Annotated in this window: 18 protein-coding genes; 9 read left to right on the forward strand and 9 right to left on the reverse strand. The window is 67.3% G+C overall.

Features of this window, described 5'->3' with window-relative positions:
* Positions 1–14: 14 nt before the first annotated feature.
* Positions 15–473, reverse strand: coding sequence for a flavin reductase family protein (locus ACU18_RS03540; RefSeq protein WP_197273508.1), 459 nt, complete (start codon positions 471–473; stop codon positions 15–17).
* Between the two features lie 167 nt (positions 474–640).
* Here ACU18_RS03540 and ACU18_RS03545 point away from each other — a divergent pair, with 167 nt between their 5' ends.
* The 3 genes from ACU18_RS03545 to nrdR all read left to right on the forward strand — a co-directional run bounded on the left by ACU18_RS03545 (position 641) and on the right by nrdR (position 3191).
* A complete protein-coding gene (locus ACU18_RS03545; RefSeq protein ID WP_050684162.1) occupies positions 641–1174 on the forward strand; it encodes a hypothetical protein in 534 nt (177 codons plus the stop codon).
* Between the two features lie 4 nt (positions 1175–1178).
* Positions 1179–2552, forward strand: a complete 1374-nt coding sequence (gene hisD, locus ACU18_RS03550) for a histidinol dehydrogenase (RefSeq protein ID WP_050684163.1) — start codon at positions 1179–1181, stop codon at positions 2550–2552.
* Between the two features lie 132 nt (positions 2553–2684).
* Positions 2685–3191, forward strand: a complete 507-nt coding sequence (gene nrdR, locus ACU18_RS03555) for a transcriptional regulator NrdR (RefSeq protein ID WP_050684164.1) — start codon at positions 2685–2687, stop codon at positions 3189–3191.
* 91 nt (positions 3192–3282) lie between these two features.
* On the opposite strand, the gene ACU18_RS03560 is transcribed toward nrdR, so the two are convergent.
* The 3 genes from ACU18_RS03560 to map all read right to left on the reverse strand — a co-directional run bounded on the left by ACU18_RS03560 (position 3283) and on the right by map (position 5847).
* Positions 3283–4017 carry an SDR family oxidoreductase gene (locus ACU18_RS03560; protein WP_050684165.1) on the reverse strand — a complete coding sequence of 245 codons (735 nt, stop codon included), beginning with the start codon at positions 4015–4017 and terminating at the stop codon, positions 3283–3285.
* A gap of 48 nt (positions 4018–4065) precedes the next feature.
* Complete coding sequence (ppgK, locus tag ACU18_RS03565; protein ID WP_050684166.1) at positions 4066–4869, reverse strand: polyphosphate--glucose phosphotransferase; 804 nt, start codon at positions 4867–4869, stop codon at positions 4066–4068.
* Between the two features lie 99 nt (positions 4870–4968).
* Positions 4969–5847 (reverse strand): type I methionyl aminopeptidase, encoded by an 879-nt coding sequence (gene map / locus ACU18_RS03570; RefSeq protein WP_050684167.1) that lies wholly within the window; start codon positions 5845–5847, stop codon positions 4969–4971.
* Positions 5848–5967: 120 nt separating this feature from the next.
* Here map and ACU18_RS19545 point away from each other — a divergent pair, with 120 nt between their 5' ends.
* Positions 5968–6132 (forward strand): SPOR domain-containing protein, encoded by a 165-nt coding sequence (locus ACU18_RS19545; RefSeq protein WP_157370968.1) that lies wholly within the window; start codon positions 5968–5970, stop codon positions 6130–6132.
* Position 6133: 1 nt separating this feature from the next.
* Here ACU18_RS19545 and panB read toward each other — a convergent pair whose 3' ends face one another.
* Positions 6134–7027, reverse strand: a complete 894-nt coding sequence (gene panB, locus ACU18_RS03575; RefSeq protein ID WP_050684168.1) for a 3-methyl-2-oxobutanoate hydroxymethyltransferase — start codon at positions 7025–7027, stop codon at positions 6134–6136.
* 267 nt (positions 7028–7294) lie between these two features.
* On the opposite strand from panB, the gene glnA (ACU18_RS03580) reads away from it, so the two are divergent.
* From glnA (ACU18_RS03580) to ACU18_RS03595, 4 genes are all read left to right on the forward strand, one after another.
* Positions 7295–8635 carry a type I glutamate--ammonia ligase gene (gene glnA / locus ACU18_RS03580; RefSeq protein WP_050684169.1) on the forward strand — a complete coding sequence of 447 codons (1341 nt, stop codon included), beginning with the start codon at positions 7295–7297 and terminating at the stop codon, positions 8633–8635.
* Positions 8636–8644: 9 nt separating this feature from the next.
* Positions 8645–11656 carry a bifunctional [glutamine synthetase] adenylyltransferase/[glutamine synthetase]-adenylyl-L-tyrosine phosphorylase gene (locus tag ACU18_RS03585; protein ID WP_050684170.1) on the forward strand — a complete coding sequence of 1004 codons (3012 nt, stop codon included), beginning with the start codon at positions 8645–8647 and terminating at the stop codon, positions 11654–11656.
* A 68-nt stretch (positions 11657–11724) separates the two neighbouring features.
* Positions 11725–12165: a VOC family protein gene (locus ACU18_RS03590; RefSeq protein ID WP_050684171.1), complete on the forward strand. Its 441-nt coding sequence runs from the start codon at positions 11725–11727 to the stop codon at positions 12163–12165.
* Between the two features lie 5 nt (positions 12166–12170).
* A complete protein-coding gene (locus ACU18_RS03595; RefSeq protein ID WP_050684172.1) occupies positions 12171–12698 on the forward strand; it encodes a GNAT family N-acetyltransferase in 528 nt (175 codons plus the stop codon).
* Between the two features lie 255 nt (positions 12699–12953).
* Here the strand turns inward: ACU18_RS03595 and glnA (ACU18_RS03600) are convergent, their stop codons facing one another.
* Complete coding sequence (gene glnA / locus ACU18_RS03600) at positions 12954–14378, reverse strand: type I glutamate--ammonia ligase (RefSeq protein WP_050684173.1); 1425 nt, start codon at positions 14376–14378, stop codon at positions 12954–12956.
* A 290-nt stretch (positions 14379–14668) separates the two neighbouring features.
* Between glnA (ACU18_RS03600) and ACU18_RS03605 the strand changes: the two genes are divergently transcribed.
* Positions 14669–15106, forward strand: a complete 438-nt coding sequence (locus ACU18_RS03605) for an RDD family protein (protein WP_050684178.1) — start codon at positions 14669–14671, stop codon at positions 15104–15106.
* A 10-nt stretch (positions 15107–15116) separates the two neighbouring features.
* Here the strand turns inward: ACU18_RS03605 and ACU18_RS03610 are convergent, their stop codons facing one another.
* The 3 genes from ACU18_RS03610 to ACU18_RS03620 all read right to left on the reverse strand — a co-directional run.
* Complete coding sequence (locus ACU18_RS03610; RefSeq protein WP_050684174.1) at positions 15117–15470, reverse strand: DUF3817 domain-containing protein; 354 nt, start codon at positions 15468–15470, stop codon at positions 15117–15119.
* Positions 15471–15554: 84 nt separating this feature from the next.
* Entirely contained in the window at positions 15555–16301 is a 747-nt protein-coding gene (locus ACU18_RS03615; RefSeq protein ID WP_050684175.1) for a DUF4191 domain-containing protein, read from the reverse strand.
* 87 nt (positions 16302–16388) lie between these two features.
* The coding region (locus ACU18_RS03620; protein WP_050684176.1) for a lipoyl synthase at positions 16389–17164 on the reverse strand (776 nt) is incomplete at its 5' end.

The following is a 17164-nucleotide window of genomic DNA, read 5'->3' on the forward strand; positions in this document are numbered from 1 at the left end:
GCCCCGGCCGCCCCTCAGATCTCGTAGTCGAGGGGCGCCGGCTGGCTGTAGGCGCCGTCGTGGTACAGCAGGGGCAGGCCATCGCCGCCCACCTGGCCGTCCACCACCTGGACCACCACCACGGCGTTGTTCTCGAACGAGAGCCGCATCTGGACTTCCCCGATCAGCCAGCCGGCGACGTCCTTGAGGACCGGCACTCCGTGCGGGCCCACCTCCCAGTGGTCGCCTTCGAAACGGTTCCTGGTCCTGGCGAACCGGTCAGCCAGGTCCTGGTTCTCCAGGCCCAGCATATGGACGCCCACGTGGGTGGTGTTGGCCACGGCGGGCCAGGAGCTGGAGCTGCGGGCCATGTTGAACGTAAACCGCGGCGGCTGCGCAGACAGTGACGCCACTGACGTGGCAGTGAAGCCGTAGGGCCGGTCCTGGTAGTTGACTGTGATGATGGCGACGCCTGCTGCATGCCGGCGGAACATCTGCTTGAACGTCGCCTCGAACGACGCACTGGTCTCATCCACCGGAACTCCTGACAAATAAAAGGTTGCTTGGCTTCAAGGGTATGGCCCTGCGGCCGGGGCGCCGAACGCCTGTGAAGCCGGAAGACCGGCGCTGGACCACCCCGTAATTTGTTAAGGTTTGTTGCATGAGCACTATTCCCCGCCGGCAGCGCGCACGGCCATCCTGGGCCACCCTCGTGGTGACGGCTGCCGCAGGCATCCCTGCCGGCGTCCTCTGGTGGCTGCTGGCCCCGGCCGGGCTGAACCTGATCACCCGGGACCCCGCCCTCGGCACAGGCACCAACCCGCTGGCGTGGCTGCCCCGGGACCTGACGCTCGCCGGCCTGTTCCTCCTCGCCGGCTGCCTGGTGGCGGCCTTCCTGGCCGGCAGCAAGCGGCCGGACCCGCAGACTGCCCTGGTGCTGGGCCTGGCAGGGTCGTTCTGCGGTGCAGTCCTTGCCTGGCAGACGGGCCTCCTCGCCGCCTCGCTGTGGGGACCTGCCGCCGACCCGGCATTGAATGCCAGTGTGGCGTTTTCGCTGCGCGCCTGGCCCGTGATCCTGATCTGGCCGGCCGCCACCGCCATCGCAGTATTTGTCCTCGAAATCATCCAGTTTCCAGGCCGCAGGCCAGCCTCCGGGATGATGTCCGGGCAGGACGCCCCCGGCCCCGTAAAATAGCCGGGTGAGCCTTCCTTCCCAGCCTTCTGCCCCCGCCACTTCCGCCGTCGCCTTCCGCACCGTTGACCTCCGCGGCCAGGACCTGACGCTGGCCGGACTGCGCGCCGCCGTGCCGCGGGCCAAGGGCCGGACAGTTGCCGACGCCGAGGAAAAAGTGCACGGCATCATCGCCGCCGTCAGGGCGGACGGGTTCGCCGCCCTGGCTAGCCTCGCGGCAAAGTTCGACGGCGTGGAGCAGCAGCACCCGCTGGTCCCGCAGGACGCGCTGGACGCCGCCCTGGCCGGGCTGGATCCCGAGGTGCGCAGCGCGCTGGAGGAATCGATCAGCCGCGCCCGGATTTTTGCCGACGGGCAGCGTCCACGGAACATCGACGTTGAACTGGGCGACGGCGCCGTGGTCAGCCAGAACTGGGTCCCGGTGGGACGCGTGGGCCTGTACGTCCCCGGCGGCCTGGCCGTCTACCCGTCCTCCGTGATCATGAATGTTGTCCCCGCCCAAGCCGCGGGCGTGGCCTCGATCGCCCTGGCGTCGCCGCCGCAGAAGGAATTCGGCGGGCTGCCGCACCCCACCATCCTTGCCGCCGCCGCGCTGCTGGGCATCACCGAGGTTTACGCCATCGGCGGCGCGCAGGCCATCGCCGCTTTCGCCTACGGCATCCCGGCGGCCCCGGCCGGACCCGCCCTGGAGCCCGTGGATGTGGTGACTGGCCCCGGCAACATCTTTGTGGCGACGGCCAAGCGCCTGGTCAAGGGAGTGGTGGGGATCGATTCGGAGGCCGGCACCACGGAGATCGCCATCCTCGCCGACTCCAGCGCCCAGCCGCACCTCGTGGCCGCAGACCTCATCAGCCAGGCCGAGCACGATCCGCAGGCAGCGTCAGTTCTGGTGACGGACTCCGAGCAACTCGCCGCAGCGGTGCGTGTTGAACTGGACCGGCAGGCTGCCGCCACCCGGCACGCCGCCAGGGTGGCTGAAGCCCTGTCCGGGCCGCAGTCAGGGGTGGTGCTGGTGGACGGCCTGGAACAGGGCATCGCCGCCTGCGACGCCTACGCCGCCGAGCACCTGGAGATCATGACCCGGGACGCCGCAGCCGTGGCAGCCCGGATCAGGAACGCCGGAGCCATATTTGTGGGGGACTACAGCCCGGTCAGCCTGGGCGACTACTGCGCAGGCTCCAACCACGTCCTGCCCACCAGCGGTACCGCAGCCTTCTCTTCCGGCCTGAACGTCACCACTTTCCTGCGGGCCATCCAGGTGATCAACTACAGCCGTGCGGCGCTCTCCGAGGTCAGCGGCCACATCGTCAGCCTTTCCCGGGCAGAGGACCTGCCGGCACACGGCGACGCGGTGACCGCCCGCTTCCCCGCAGCGCGCTAGGCACCACATGTAGTAATTACAGGATTGTGATTACCCCAGATGTGGCCGTAAACTGAACAGTGCTGTACTGCCGCCTCCGCCGGGGGCCGGTTGGGACGTCCCGGTCACCGGGACCGTGCGAAAGGGGACACCTTGTACTGTCCGTTCTGCCGCAATCCCGATTCCCGCGTTGTTGACAGCCGCATGGCTGATGACGGCTCGGCCATCCGCCGCCGTCGCCAGTGCCCTGGCTGCGGCCGCCGGTTCACCACCGTGGAAACCACCAGCCTGTCCGTGATCAAGCGCTCCGGCGTCGGTGAGCCGTTCAGCCGCAGCAAGGTCATTAACGGCGTCCGCAAGGCGTGCCAGGGCAGGCCTGTCAGCGAGGATGACCTCGCGCTGCTGGCCCAGGAGGTGGAGGAGCAGATCCGCGCCTCCGGAGCCGCGGAAATCGACGCCCATGAGGTGGGGCTGGTGATTCTTGGCCCGCTGCAGAAGCTGGACAAGGTGGCCTACCTCCGGTTCGCCAGCGTCTACCAGGCCTTCGAGTCCCTGGCGGACTTCGAAACAGCCATCTCCCTGCTCCGCCATGAAGCGGACCAGGACGCTGCGGCCGGTCCGGCCACGGCACCCGTGGGCCCGGAGAAAAGCGCCCTTTAGCTTGCCGGTGGCGGCGCGGAGGGGAAGCCGCAGCCGCCGCCGGCACCCCCGGACCGGTCCATCTGCTGCCTGGGCCCCCCGGCCCGGCCGGTTACCTGCCGCCGGAAACGGGCAGGATGGCGCCGGTGATGTAGGCGGCCTCGTCCGAAAGCAGCCACAGGACGGCGGCTGCCACCTCTTCGGGTTCGGCGCCCCTGCCCATCGGGATGGTGGGGTTCAGCCGTGCCACCCGGTCCGGCATTCCTGCCGCGGCATGCAGCCCGGTGTTGGTGCTGCCGGGGGCCACGGCGTTGACCCGGATCCCATGCTGTGCCACCTCGGCGGCCAGTCCTGTGGTCAGGACATCCACGGCGCCCTTGGACGCAGCGTAGTGGGCCCAGGTCCCTGGTGAACCGGCCTTGGTGGCGGTGGAGGAGATGTTGATGATGGCCCCGCCGCGGCCACCCGCCTGCGTGCCCATCCGCCGCACGGCCTCCTGGCACATAAAGATGGTGCCGCCGACGTTGACGTCCATCACCCGGCTGACGTTTTCCGCCGGCATGTCCACCAGGTTACCGATCAGGTTCCCGGTAATCCCGGCGTTGTTGACCACGGCGGTGACCTCGCCCAGGCGCGCCGCGGCATCAAAAAGGGAGCCGACGGCGGCGGGCACGCTGATGTCCGCGCGTGCAGCCAGTGCCGTGCCGCCGTCGTCGTGAATGTCCTGGAGCACCCGCTCCGCACCGGCGGAGTCCTCCGAGTAGTTCACCACCACGGCGTAACCCGCACGGGCGGCGCGCCGGGCAATGGCGGCCCCGATGCCGCGGCTGGCACCGGTAACCAGCAGGACCCCGCGGTCGGTGCCGCCGGCGGCCGGTTCCGTTGCAGCTACCGGCTACTTGGCCAGTTTGTGCTTCAGGGCGATTTCGATGGCGGCGCCCACAATGCCTGCCTCGTTGCGCAGCTGGGCCGGAACGATTTTGGTGCGCAGCTTGAGGTTGGGCAGGTACTCGTCCGCCCGCTTCGAGATCCCGCCGCCCACAATAAAGAGTTCGGGGGAGAAGAGGAACTCGACGTGGGAGAAGTAGCGCTGCAGGAGGACACTGTATTCATCCCAGGACAGGCCGTCGCGTTCGCGGGCCACCGCGGAGGCCTTGCTCTCCGCGTCGAAGCCGTCCACTTCCAGGTGGCCCAGTTCGGCGTTGGGTACCAGCTTGCCGTCAAAGATGAACGCCGAACCGATGCCGGTGCCCAGCGTGATCACCAGGACCGTGCCGGCGACGCCCTCGCCTGCGCCGTAGCGCGCTTCGGCAAGGCCTGCGGCGTCGGCATCGTTGATGACCTCCACGGGGCGGCCCAGGCGTTCGGTCAGGAGGGCGTCGATGTCCGTGTCCAGCCAGGATTTGTCCACGTTCGCGGCCGAATGCACCACGCCGTGCTGGATGATGCCGGGGAACGTCACACCGACCGGCGAACCGGCGGCGGGGGCTTCGGGCCGGGCGGAGAGTTCGGCGACCACCTGTGCCACTGCTTCAGCAACCGCTTCGGGGGTGGCCGGCTGCGGGGTGGGCACGCGGAACCGCTCACCGAGCAGCTTGCCCTTCTTAAGGTCGACAATGCCGCCCTTAATGCCCGTCCCTCCGATGTCGATGCCGATCAGCGGGGCGTTCTTGTGCGACTTTTCGTCCTTCTTGGCCAAGGGGTATCCGTTCGTGCAGTGGCGGGCAGGGGAGAACCGGCGAACTGCCGGCCCGGACATCCGGTGCAGGCACCGGGCGTCGAAGGTTGAAGGAACAGGTTACGGCAGCGTGAGGATTTCCGCGCCGGACTCCGTAACAAGCAGGGTGTGTTCGAACTGCGCGGTGCGCTTGCGGTCCTTGGTGACCACTGTCCAGTCGTCGGCCCACATGTCCCATTCCACGGTGCCCAGGGTGAGCATCGGTTCAATGGTGAACACCATTCCGGTCTCGATGACCGTGTTGTAGGCGGGCGCAGCGTCATAGTGCGGGATGATCAGCCCCGTGTGGAATGCCTCTCCCACGCCATGGCCGGTGAAATCGCGGACCACGCCGTAGTTGAAGCGCTTGGCGTAGGACTGGATGGCCCGGCCGATCACGTTGATCTCCCGGCCCGGGGCCACGGCCTTGATGGCGCGGTTCAGGGATTCCTGCGTCCGCTCCACCAGCAGCCGCGAATCCTCGTCCACCTCACCCACCGGGAAGGTGAAGTTGGTGTCGCCGTGCACACCGTTGATGTATGCGGTGATGTCGATGTTGATGATGTCGCCGTCACGGACCACCGTACTGTCCGGGATGCCGTGGCAGATGACCTCGTTCAGGGAGGAGCACAGCGACTTGGGGAAACCCCGGTAGCCGAGGGTGGAGGGGTAGGCATGGTGGTCGAGGAGGAACTCGTGGCCCACCTGGTCCAGCTGGTCAGTGGTCACGCCGGGCTTGATGTGCTTACCCACCTCCACGATGGCCTGGGCCGCGATCCTGCCCGCCACCCGGATCTTTTCCACCGTCTCGGCCGATTTCACCTCGGAGCCGGTGAATTTGGCCGGCGCGGGCCTGCCCACGTACTCCGGGCGGGGGATGGTTGCCGGAACGGGGCGCTGCGGGCCCACGGTTCCCGGGGTGAGGGTGCCGATGGGTGCAGTGGAGGCAAGGGAAGGCATAGATTGATCATATAAGGGACCACAGAACGCCTGGCAACAGGAAGCCGTGGCAGGACCGCGTCAGCAGGAACGTTACGCAGGTCAGGCCCGGCAGCCTGCCGGACGGGGACAGGAGCAGCCATGAGTGAGTACTGGTATAACGTCAACACCCACGAGGTCGAGGAGGACCGGCAGTCCGACTGGAGCCAGTTGATCGGCCCCTACAAGACCCGTGAGGAAGCCGAGCACGCGATGGAGAAGGTGCGGGCCCGGAACGAGCAGTGGGACAAGCAGGACGAGGACTGAGCTAGAAGGAGTGCTCGGGTCCGGGGAACTGCCCGGACCTGACATCCTCGCCGTAAGCCGTGGCGGCGTCCAGGAGCGTGGTGCGGAGGTCCGCGTACTGCTTGACGAACTTGGCCATTTTTCCGCCGCGCAGCCCGGCCATGTCCTGCCAGACGAGCACCTGGCCGGTGGTTTCCTTGCCGGCGCCGATCCCCACCGTGGGAACTGCGACGGCGGCATCGATGGCTGCCGCTGTGGCGGCCGGAACCATTTCCATCAGCACGCTGAACGCGCCGGCGTCAGCCAGCGCCACGGCGTCGTCAATCAAGCGCTGGGCGTCCTCTCCCCGGCCCTGGACCCGGTAGCCGCCCAGCGAGTGTTCGCTTTGCGGCGTGAAACCGATGTGCGCCATGACCGGGATGCCGGCCTGGACCATTGCCTTCACGGTATCCGCGTAGTACTTGCCGCCCTCGATCTTGACGGCGTGGGCCAGGCCTTCCTTGAGGAACCGGACCCCCGTCGCCACCGCCTGTTCCGCTGAGACCTCGTAGCTGCCGAAGGGCAGGTCGGCCACCACCAGGGCGCGCTTCGCGGAGCGGGCCACGGCCCGGCAGAGCGGCAGCAGCTCGTCCACCGTTACGGGCAGGCTGGTTTCGTTGCCGTAGACGTTGTTGGAGGCGGAGTCGCCCACCAGGAGCACCTCGATCCCGGCGGCATCAAAAATTTCGGCCGTGTACTGCTCATACGCGGTGAGCATGGCAAACCTCGTGCCGTCCTGCTTGGCCTGCAGCAGGTGGTGGATCCGCACCTTCGCGGGCCGCCGTTCCGATCCCGCAGCACCGTGGCCCGGCCCGTTGCCGTAAGGGGCGGGCTGTTCTGCGGGCGTGGCTGAGGCTGCACTGTTGCTGGAGTCCATGGCACGAGCGTAGTGGGCGGTGCGCGGTCCCTGCTACCGGCCGGGTCCTGGCGCACGGGTGATAAGGGTCATAATCCACCGGCCATTTGCAGGTGGCCGCCGCGTGCGGCGGCTGGCGCGGACCCTGGATCGGTTGTAAACGCTGTGTTACACGCGGTGCGGGCTTCAGCATCGCCGTCGAATGCTTAGTACAGTGTTGGTGAACTGCTGCCGGCTTCCCTTTCTTGTGGACCCGGAGCATGGACGTTGACCGGAGAAGAGGCCTTCATGGACCGCCAGCAAGAGTTTGTCCTGCGCACAATCGAAGAGCGCGACGTACGCTTCGTGCGCCTGTGGTTCACCGACGTTGTGGGATCGCTCAAGTCAGTGGCCCTGGCGCCGGCCGAAGTGGAGGGGGCGTTCGAGGAAGGCCTCGGGTTTGACGGCTCCGCCATCGAAGGCCTGGCCCGCGTCTTCGAATCCGACATGCTTGCCCAGCCGGACCCCTCAACCTTCCAGATCCTGCCGTGGCGGGGCGAAACGGAGCAGACATCGCGGATGTTCTGCGACATCCTTACCCCCGACGGCGAACCTTCCGCCGCCGATCCGCGCAACGTCCTCAAGCGCACGCTGGCCAAAGCCGCCGACATGGGTTTCACCTGTTACACCCACCCGGAAATCGAGTTCTACCTGCTCAAGTCGCAGGCCCCGGGCCCGGACGGCGCGCCGATCCCCGTGGACGAGGGCGGCTACTTTGACCACGTCCCCGGCGGCGTCGCCCAGGACTTCCGCCGCACCGCCGTGACCATGCTCGAATCGGTGGGCATCTCCGTGGAGTTCAGCCACCACGAGGCCGGCCCCGGCCAGAACGAAATTGACCTGCGCTACGCTGACGCCCTGCAGACCGCGGACAACATCATGACGTTCCGCACCGTCATCAAGGAAGTGGCGCTGCAGCAGGGCACGTACGCCACGTTTATGCCCAAGCCGTTCACGGACCACCCCGGCTCCGGCATGCACACCCACTTCTCGCTGTTCGAAGGCGACGCCAACGCCTTCTACGAGGCCGGCGCCGAGTTCCAGCTGTCCAAGACCGCACGGCAGTTCATCGCCGGCATCCTCAAGCACGCACCTGAGTTCACGGCCGTCACCAACCAGTTCGTGAACTCGTACAAGCGCCTCTGGGGCGGCGGCGAGGCGCCCAGCTACCTGAGCTGGGGCCACAACAACCGCTCGGCCCTGGTCCGGGTTCCGCTGTACAAGCCGGGCAAGGGCCAGTCCGCCCGGATCGAGTACCGCGGCATCGATTCCGCCGCCAACCCCTACTTGGCGTACGCCGTCCTGCTCGGTGCCGGGCTCAAGGGCATCGAAGAGGGCTACGACCTGCCGGCAGCCGCTGAGGACGATGTCTGGTCGCTGAGTTCCGCGGAGCGCCGCGCCATGGGCCACGATCCGCTGCCCGCCAGCCTCCACGATGCGATCCGCTCCATGGAGGACTCTGAACTGATGCCCCAGATCCTGGGCGAACAGGTCTTTGAGCACTTCCTGCGCAATAAGCGGGCCGAATGGCAGGACTACCGGCTGCAGGTCACCCCTTACGAGCTGCAGCGCAATCTCGGCATCCTCTAGGCTGCCGGCGTGAGCCTGGCGCGTCGCCTGATCTCGGCCGGCTTCAGTGACCTGGAGAAGGCAGGGCGGTTCCTGGCTGCCCGGGAACTGGAGGGCCTGGACCAGGACCGGCTCTTCGCCGGGCTGCAGATGGCTGCCAGTCCGGATACGGCGCTGCAGTCCCTGGTGCGCCTGGTGGAGAAGCACCCCGCGCTGCGGGAACTCGCCGAAGCCGACCCTGAAACCAGCGAACCGCTGTACCGGGTGCTGGGCGCCTCCGAGGCGCTGGGTGAGTTCCTGATCCGGCACCCGGAGCACCTCGAGGCCTTCAACGTCCGGGCAAGCCCCGAGCCAGTCCAGGCGGACCCGGCCGTGCTCCGCGCGGTGCTTCTGCAGTCCGTGGGCGCCGACCCGCGGGCTGCCAGGCCGGTGGCCACCCGGACCGGAGTGGAAGCCTACGTGGCGCTGCGCACCGCCTACCGCAGGGGAGTGGTGGACCTTGCGGTCAAGGACCTCTGCGCCGCCGACCCGCTGGATTTCCTGCCCGCAGTGGGGGCCGAACTGGCTGACCTGGCAGGTGCCGCCATCGAGGCGGCCCTCGCCGTGGCGCGGGCCGAGGCAGCGGAGCAGCACAGTGCCTCGGACGTTGCCGGGATTGGCCTCGCCGTCATTGGCATGGGCAAATGCGGCGCCCGGGAACTGAACTACATTTCCGACGTCGACGTGATCTACGTGGTGGACGCGGGGCAGTTGGATGACGCCCACGCCAATACCATCGGCACGGCACTCGCCACGGGCATTTCGCGCGCCATCATGGGCCTCGCCCGGGAGCCGGGCCTCTGGGAGGTGGACGCCAACCTGCGCCCGGAGGGCAAATCCGGTCCACTGGTGCGGACCCTGGCCTCGCACGAATCGTATTACGCGCGCTGGGCCGAAAGCTGGGAGTTCCAGGCGCTGCTGAAGGCCCGTACCATTGCCGGCGACGCCGTCCTGGGCCGCCGTTATGAGGAAGCGGTGGCGCCGCTGATCTGGACGTCGGCCAGCCGGGACGGATTTGTGGAGTCCGTGCAGGCCATGCGGCGCCGGGTCACCGACCACATCCCGCCGGCCGAAGAGCAGCGCCAGATCAAGCTGGGCCGTGGCGGCCTGCGCGACGTCGAATTCACCGTCCAGCTCCTGCAGCTGGTCCACGGCAAGGCTGACGAGTCGCTGCGCCGCCGCGACACCACCTCGGCCATTGCTGCGCTGTCCGCCGGCGGGTACATCGGCCGGTCCGACGCTGCCGCGTTCGACAATGCCTACCGCTACCTGCGGCTGCTCGAACATCGGATCCAGCTGTTCCAGCTGCGGCGCACCCACCTGATGCCCGTAGCGGACCCGGCCCTCCGGTCCCTGGCCAAGGCAGTCCTTGGCCCCTTTGCCACCGAGCGGCCCCACCCGGACGCTTTGCTGGCCGCCTGGCAGAAGACCAAACGCTCGGTCCGCGAACTGCACGAACGGATCTTCTACCGGCCGCTGCTGAACACCGCCGCAAAGCTCAGCTCCGAAGACGCCCGGCTCACTCCCGAAGCCGCGCAGGGCCGGCTTGCGGCGCTGGGCTACCTTGACCCGCCCGGTGCCATGCGGCACATCGAGGCGCTGACGGCAGGGGTGAGCAGGCGGGCAGCGTTGCAGCGCCAGTTGCTCCCCGTGCTCCTGGACTGGCTGGCGGAGGGTGTGGACCCGGATGCCGGGCTGCTGGCCTTCCGGCGCGTCAGCGAGGCGCTGGGCACCACCCACTGGTATCTGGGTATGCTCCGGGACTCCACCGCCGCCGCTGAACGGCTGTGCCACATGCTGTCCAACTCGCGGCTCATCGCCGACCTGCTCGAAGTCTCGCCGGAGTCCGTGGCGTGGCTGGGGCAGGACAAGGACCTGGCGCCCGTCCCGTTCCAGGCCCAATGGCAGGAGATCACGGCCAAGATGTCGCGGCACTCGGATCCGGAAAGCGCCATGCGCCTGATCCGGCTCATCCGGCGCCGCGAGATCCTGCGGATTGCGATCGCCGATTCCGTGGGACTGCTGGACCAGGACCAGGTGGGGGCTGCGCTGGCGGACACGGACCGGGCTGCCGTGCTGGGCGCGCTCCGCGTCGCTGAAAGTGTGGTCCAGATGTCGGGCCCGCTCAAGACCGCCATGCTGGTGGTTGCCATGGGCCGGCAGGGCGGCCGGGAGATCGGGTACGGCTCCGACGCGGATGTTATGTACGTCCACCGGGCGCTGCCGGGGTTCACCGACGCCGAGGCGCAGGAGCAGGGCCTGCGAATGGTGGCCAAGGTCTCCAGCCTGCTGACCCAGCCGTTGAAGCCTGCCATCATGGCCGAACGGGTCCTCCAGATGGACGCCGACCTCCGGCCCGAAGGAAAAAACGGTGCCATGGTTCGTTCGCTGGATTCCTACGCGGAGTATTACCGGCGCTGGTCGCTGGTCTGGGAGGCACAGGCTTTGCTGCGGGCCAGGCCCATGGCAGGGGACGACGCCCTGGCGGCGGACTTCCTGCAGCTCATTGAACCCATCCGGTATCCGGAGGAAATCTCCGAGCAGGACGTGCGCGAGGTCCGGCGGGTCAAGGCGCGGGTTGAGGCCGAGCGGCTGCCGCGCGGTGCGGACCCGGCCCGCCACCTGAAGCTGGGCCGCGGTGGCTTGAGCGACGTCGAGTGGCTGGTGCAGCTGCTCCAGCTGCAGCATGCCGGGCAGCACCAGGAGCTGCGGACCACGTCCACGGTGGGCGCGCTGGATGCAGCCGCTGACCTGGGGCTGCTGGCCCGGGAGGATGCGGACCTGCTGGCCTCCGCGTGGCGGCTGGCCAGCCGGATCAGGTCCGCCAACGTGATCTGGACCGGCAAGGCCTCGGACCTGCTGCCCTCGTCCCGCCGCGACCTGGAGGCAGTGGCCCGCTGGTGCGGCTACGAACCCGGAAACGCTGCCGCCCTGGAAGAGGACTACCTGCGGCTGAGCCGGCGCGCCAGGGCGGTCTTCGAACGGGTCTTCTATGGGCACTGACGCCCCGCTGGGCCTGCGGGACGGGCAATGGCTGACAGCCGCCGGGCGCCGGTGCTAACTTTGGGCGCATGGCTACCCAAATCTTCCTGAACCTGCCCGTCAAGGACCTGCCCCGGTCCGTGAAGTTCTTCACCGCCCTGGGGTTCACCTTCAACCCGGACTTCACCGACGAGAACGCCACCTGCATGATCGTCAACGACAACGCCTATGTGATGCTGCTGGTGGAGAACTACTTCAAAACCTTCACCGCGAAGGAAGTGGCCAGCACCAGCGGTGCCGCCGAAGCTATCGTGGCCTATTCCGTGGACAGCCGGGAAGCCGTGGACGAGGCCGTCCGGACGGCCCTGGCGAACGGCGGCTCACTGTCGGAGGATGCCATCGACCACGGCTTTATGTACAACCACAGCTTCCAGGACCCGGACGGCCACCTGTGGGAGGTTCTCTGGATGGACCCGGCCGGGCCTGCCACCGACGCGGAAGACAGCGGCAGCGGACCCGCAGGGTCCTGAACCGCGTGCAGGGCGGCGCCTGGCTCATCCCGCTCCGGGACCTCGACGACGACGCCCGGGCCATCCAGCTGGGCGCCGTCGCCACGCTGCGGCTCAGTCCGGGCCAGGAACGCTTCGTGGGGGACCCGCTCCGGATGGCCCTGGCCGGGCTGGCCGAGGAGGAACGGTTGCCGTACGTGATCGAATCCGATGGCCGGGCTGTGGGTGTGCTCACCCTGCAGGCAGGGGCTGCCAGCCTTGCCGGCTGGCCGGCGGACCGTACTGCCTGGCTGCTGCGGGGCTTCCTGATCGACAGCCGGTACCAGGGCCGTGGCCACGGCACCGCGGCCGCCGCCGCCGCGGTGGTGGCCGCGCACAAACTGACGCTGCGGCTGCAAGGTCCGGAGACCGGCGTCGTCCTTTCCGTCAACGAGGAAAACCCGGCGGGCCTGGCGGCCTACCGGGCGGCCGGGTTCGAGGACCGCGGCCAGTACGCCGGCGGCAGCGCGGGCCCGCAGCGGATCATGTTCAGCGGTTTTGCGTCGGCTGCATGACGCCGTGCCGGGCCGGGCATTGCGCTTGGTTCCCGATTGGCCGATCATGTGGATTGGCGGTGTCCTTCAACCTTGTTGGGGGGAAGGCTGAGCAGGTCTTCGTCTCGGGGGGCATTCGTCAGGGGGCCCTGTTCCCGGTCTCAGCACGTCTGGAACGGGGCTCCCACCCTCCGCTTGGCCCAGCGCTCACGCGGATAGCCGCGGGCACAAAAAAGCGGCCACCGGTTTTCCGGTGGCCGCTTTGGTGTTGACGGACTAGACGCCGTAGTACAGCTCGAACTCGTACGGGTTCGGGCGCAGTGAGAGCGGCTTGATTTCGTTCTCGTACTTGTAGTCGATCCAGGTGTCGATCAGGTCCTGGGTGAAGACACCACCGGCCTGCAGGAACTCGTTGTCCTCGCGCAGGGCCTCCAGGGCTTCCTCGAGCGTGCCCGGAGCCTTGGGGATGTCCTTGGCTTCCTCGGCGGGGAGCTCGTAGAGGTCCTTGTCGATCGGAGCCGGGGGTTCGATGCGGTTGCGGATGCCGTCGATGCCGGCCATCAGCTGGGCTGCGAACGCCAGGTACGGGTTGGAGGAGGGGTCCGGAGCGCGGAACTCGATGCGCTTGGCCTTCGGGTTCGAACCCGTGATCGGGATGCGGATACCGGCGGAGCGGTTGCCCTGCGAGTAAACCATGTTGACCGGGGCTTCGAAGCCCTTGACCAGGCGGCGGTAGGAGTTAACCGTCGGGTTGGTGAAGGCCAGGACAGCCGAGGAGTGCTTCAACAGGCCGCCGATGTACCAGCGGGCGGTGTCGGACAGGCCGGCGTAGCCCTTCTCGTCGTAGAACAGCGGCTCGCCGCCGGTCCACAGCGACTGGTGGCAGTGCATGCCCGAGCCGTTGTCACCGAAGACGGGCTTCGGCATAAAGGTCACGGACTTGCCCCAGGCATCTGCCGTGTTCTTGATGACGTACTTGAACTTCTGCAGGTCATCGGCAGCGTGGGTCAGCGTGGTGAACTTGTAGTTGATCTCAGCCTGGCCGGCGGAGCCGACTTCGTGGTGGCTGCGCTCGACCTCAAGGCCGGCCTCGTCCAGGGCAACACACATGGCGTCGCGAAGGTCGGCCTGCTTGTCGGTGGGGGAGACCGGGAAGTAACCGCCCTTGATGGGGGTCTTGTAGCCGAGGTTTCCGCCTTCTTCCTTGCGGCCGGTGTTCCAGTGTGCTTCTTCAGAGTCGATCTTGTAGAAGCTGCCCTGCGGTGAGGACTCGTACTGGACGTTGTCGAAGACGAAGAACTCGGCTTCCGGAGCGAAGAACGCGGTGTCGGCGATGCCGGTGGAAGCCAGGTAGGCCTCGGCCTTCTCGGCCACGCCGCGGGGATCGCGGTGGTACGGGTCACCCGTGCGGGGGTTCACGATCGAGAAGTTCAGCGCCAGGGTCTTCTCCATGCGGAAGGTGTCCAGGAACGCGGTGGTCACGTCCGGGATCAGCTGCATGTCCGACTCGGCGATGCCCTGGAAGCCACGGATGGAGGAGCCGTCGAAGAGCTGCCCGTTGATGAAGAAGTCCGCGTCAACACTCTTCGCGGGGACGTTGAAGTGCTGCTGGACGCCCGGGAGATCGGTGAAGCGGATATCGACGAACTTAATATCTTCGTCCTTGATGAACTTGAGGACTTCGTCCGCAGTCTTGAACATCTATGCTCCTAACGCATATGTGAATATCTGGCTGAAAGCCAGCTGATCCAGCGCAATCCGAAGGCGGGGCGACCGCAATGATCGTCCCTGCCGGAAGGAATTGCTTGAAACTGCCACCAGCCTATGGACGCGGCATTTCCCGTCCGTGTCCGCATTGTTTCGGGCAGGTTACAGAATGCCCTTATAGGGACAACGCTATCCCGTGTCCACACTGTGGTCTAACCCCATCCACACTGTGGGCGGGTGAATGTTGGGAAAATTGCCGGCGGCACCGCCGGTAAACTGGGGTGGTGGTAGATCGCAAAGACATTGGTTCCTGGCTCAGCGGACCTGACACGTCTGGAATTTCCCGGTACCCCGGCGCCCGCCTTGGCCTTCCAGAAAGCGGACCGGGCTCCATCGCCAGGGCGGGGCGCAGGTTCGCCGCGATTATCGTCGACTGGGGCCTCGCGCTGCTCATCAGCAACTACGCCTTCGGTGGCGACGCATGGGCAACCCTGGCGATCTTCGCCGTCGAGCAGACCCTCCTGGTGGGCACGCTCGGCTACAGCATCGGACACCGGCTCCTGGGCATCTCGGTCATCCGGCCCGGCGGTGGCACCCCCGGGCCGCTGGCCGCCCTGGTGCGCGCGCTGCTGCTGTGCCTGGTGATTCCCGCCGTGATCTTCGATCCGGACCAGCGCGGCCTGCACGACCGCGCCATGAACACCTTGCTGATCCGGCGCTGACCGGGTCCTGTCAGGCGCGGCTGGATTCCCTGGCCGGCTTTTCCTGCTGCGCCGGTGCAGCGGTCAGGTAGCCGCGGTTGCCGGCCCAGCGTTCAAAAGCCAGGGTGGCGAAGGGGAACACCGCGGACAGCCCGGCGAACAGCGCCACCACAAAAGGCCAGCGCTGCAGCCGCCACAGGGCCAGCGCCGCGATGCCGTAACCCACAAACAACGCACCATGGATGGGCCCGGCAACCTGCACGCCGATTTCCGTGGTCCCGGCAATCCACTTGAAGTACATCCCGATCAGGAGCGCAGCCCAGCTGCAGGCCTCGGCGATGGCGAGGATCTTGAAGATACGGATCACGATGGTCTTGGCGGGCATGTCGGGGTCCTGTCGTGGGAGCTGCGGCGGTAAAAAAGAACGCCCCGGCAGCCGGCAGGAGCCGGGACCGGGGCGGTCTGGGGTCTAGCGTCCGCGGTTGGGACGCGCTTTGTAGGGGTCGATGCCCTTGGGGATGGGGAGCCGGGTGCCCATCGAGGCGATCCGCTTGGAGACGGTGTTGACTTCGAGCTTGGTGAGCTCCTTCTTCATCTTGCCCATCTTCTTGGCCACCTGGCTGATGGGTACCTGGCCTTCGCCGCGGCCGCTTTCGATCACGTGCACGGGAACGTTGGGCAGGATCCGGGACAGCCGTTTGCGTTCCGCGTCCACCAGCGGCTTCACCCGTTGGGTGGGGCCTTCACTGATCAGCACAACGCCGGGCCGGCCGACGGCCCGGAACACGGCATCCTGGGTGCGGGGGTTAACGGCCACCGGCTGCTCTTCGGTGATCCAGCCGCGGCGGAGGGTGCCGAGGGCTGCGCCGGACGCGCCGGGTTGGTTCTCGATCTGCGCAAACGCGGCCCGCTCAGCGCGCCGGGACAAAATCAGGGTGGCGCCGAGCAGGCCCAGCATGATGCCGATGATCAGGCCGGTAACCCAGTTTTCCAGCCAGTAACCCACCAGGAAGCCGACTGCCGTCACGCCCAGGAAGACCAGCAACATCAGCCACGGGACCATGGGGTCGTGCCGGCGGGTCATGTTGAAGACTTCGCGGATCTGCTTTAGCCGGCTGGGCTTTTTGGCCTTCGCTTCTTTCGGCTTTCGCGAAAAGAGGCCGCGTTTTGGTGCGTCCGCCGGGTTGGGGGTGCTGGATTCAGTGGATTTCGCCATAGTGCCTTAATTCTACGTGACCGGACGCCAAAGGCAGGACGCCGGAGTGATCCGGGGCCCTGCCTTTGGGGACGTCAGTCGAAGTGGTCAGGAACGCGCCGCCAACAGCGAGCTGGCTTCCTGCCGGGTGCTGCCGGAACTCTCGATGTGCGCCAGTTCGGCGGGGATCTCCCAGCCCTTCTTGCGCATGGCGGTGGCCCACAGGCGCCCCGCACGGTAGGAAGACCGGACCAGGGGACCGGACATCACGCCCAGGAAGCCGATCTCGTCAGCTTCCTCCTGCAGGTCAACGAATTCCTGCGGCTTGACCCAGCGGTCCACCGGAAGGTGCCGTTCCGACGGGCGCAGGTACTGGGTGATGGTGATCAGGTCGCAGCCAGCCGCATGAAGGTCGCGCAGGGCCTCCGAGATTTCCTCGCGGGTCTCGCCCATGCCCAGGATCAGGTTGGACTTGGTGACCATTCCCAGGTCGCGGCCCTGGGTAATGACATCCAGCGAACGCTCATAGCGGAACGCGGGGCGGATGCGCTTGAAGATCCGGGGAACCGTCTCAACGTTGTGGGCAAAAACCTCGGGCTTGGAGTCGCAGATGGCCGCGATGTGCTCGGGCCGGCCGGAGAAGTCGGGAATCAGAAGTTCGACGCCGGTACCCGGGTTAAGTTCGTGGATCTTGCGGACCGTCTCGGCATAGAGCCAGACGCCCTCGTCCGCGAGGTCATCGCGGGCCACGCCCGTCACCGTGGCGTACCGCAGCTGCATGGCCTGGACGGAGCGCGCCACCTTGGTGGGCTCAAACATGTCCACAGGGGACGGCTTGCCCGTGTCGATCTGGCAGAAGTCGCAGCGGCGGGTGCATTCGGAAC

The sequence above is a fragment of the Arthrobacter sp. ZBG10 genome (genome assembly GCF_001238605.1).
GTDB lineage: Bacteria > Actinomycetota > Actinomycetes > Actinomycetales > Micrococcaceae > Arthrobacter.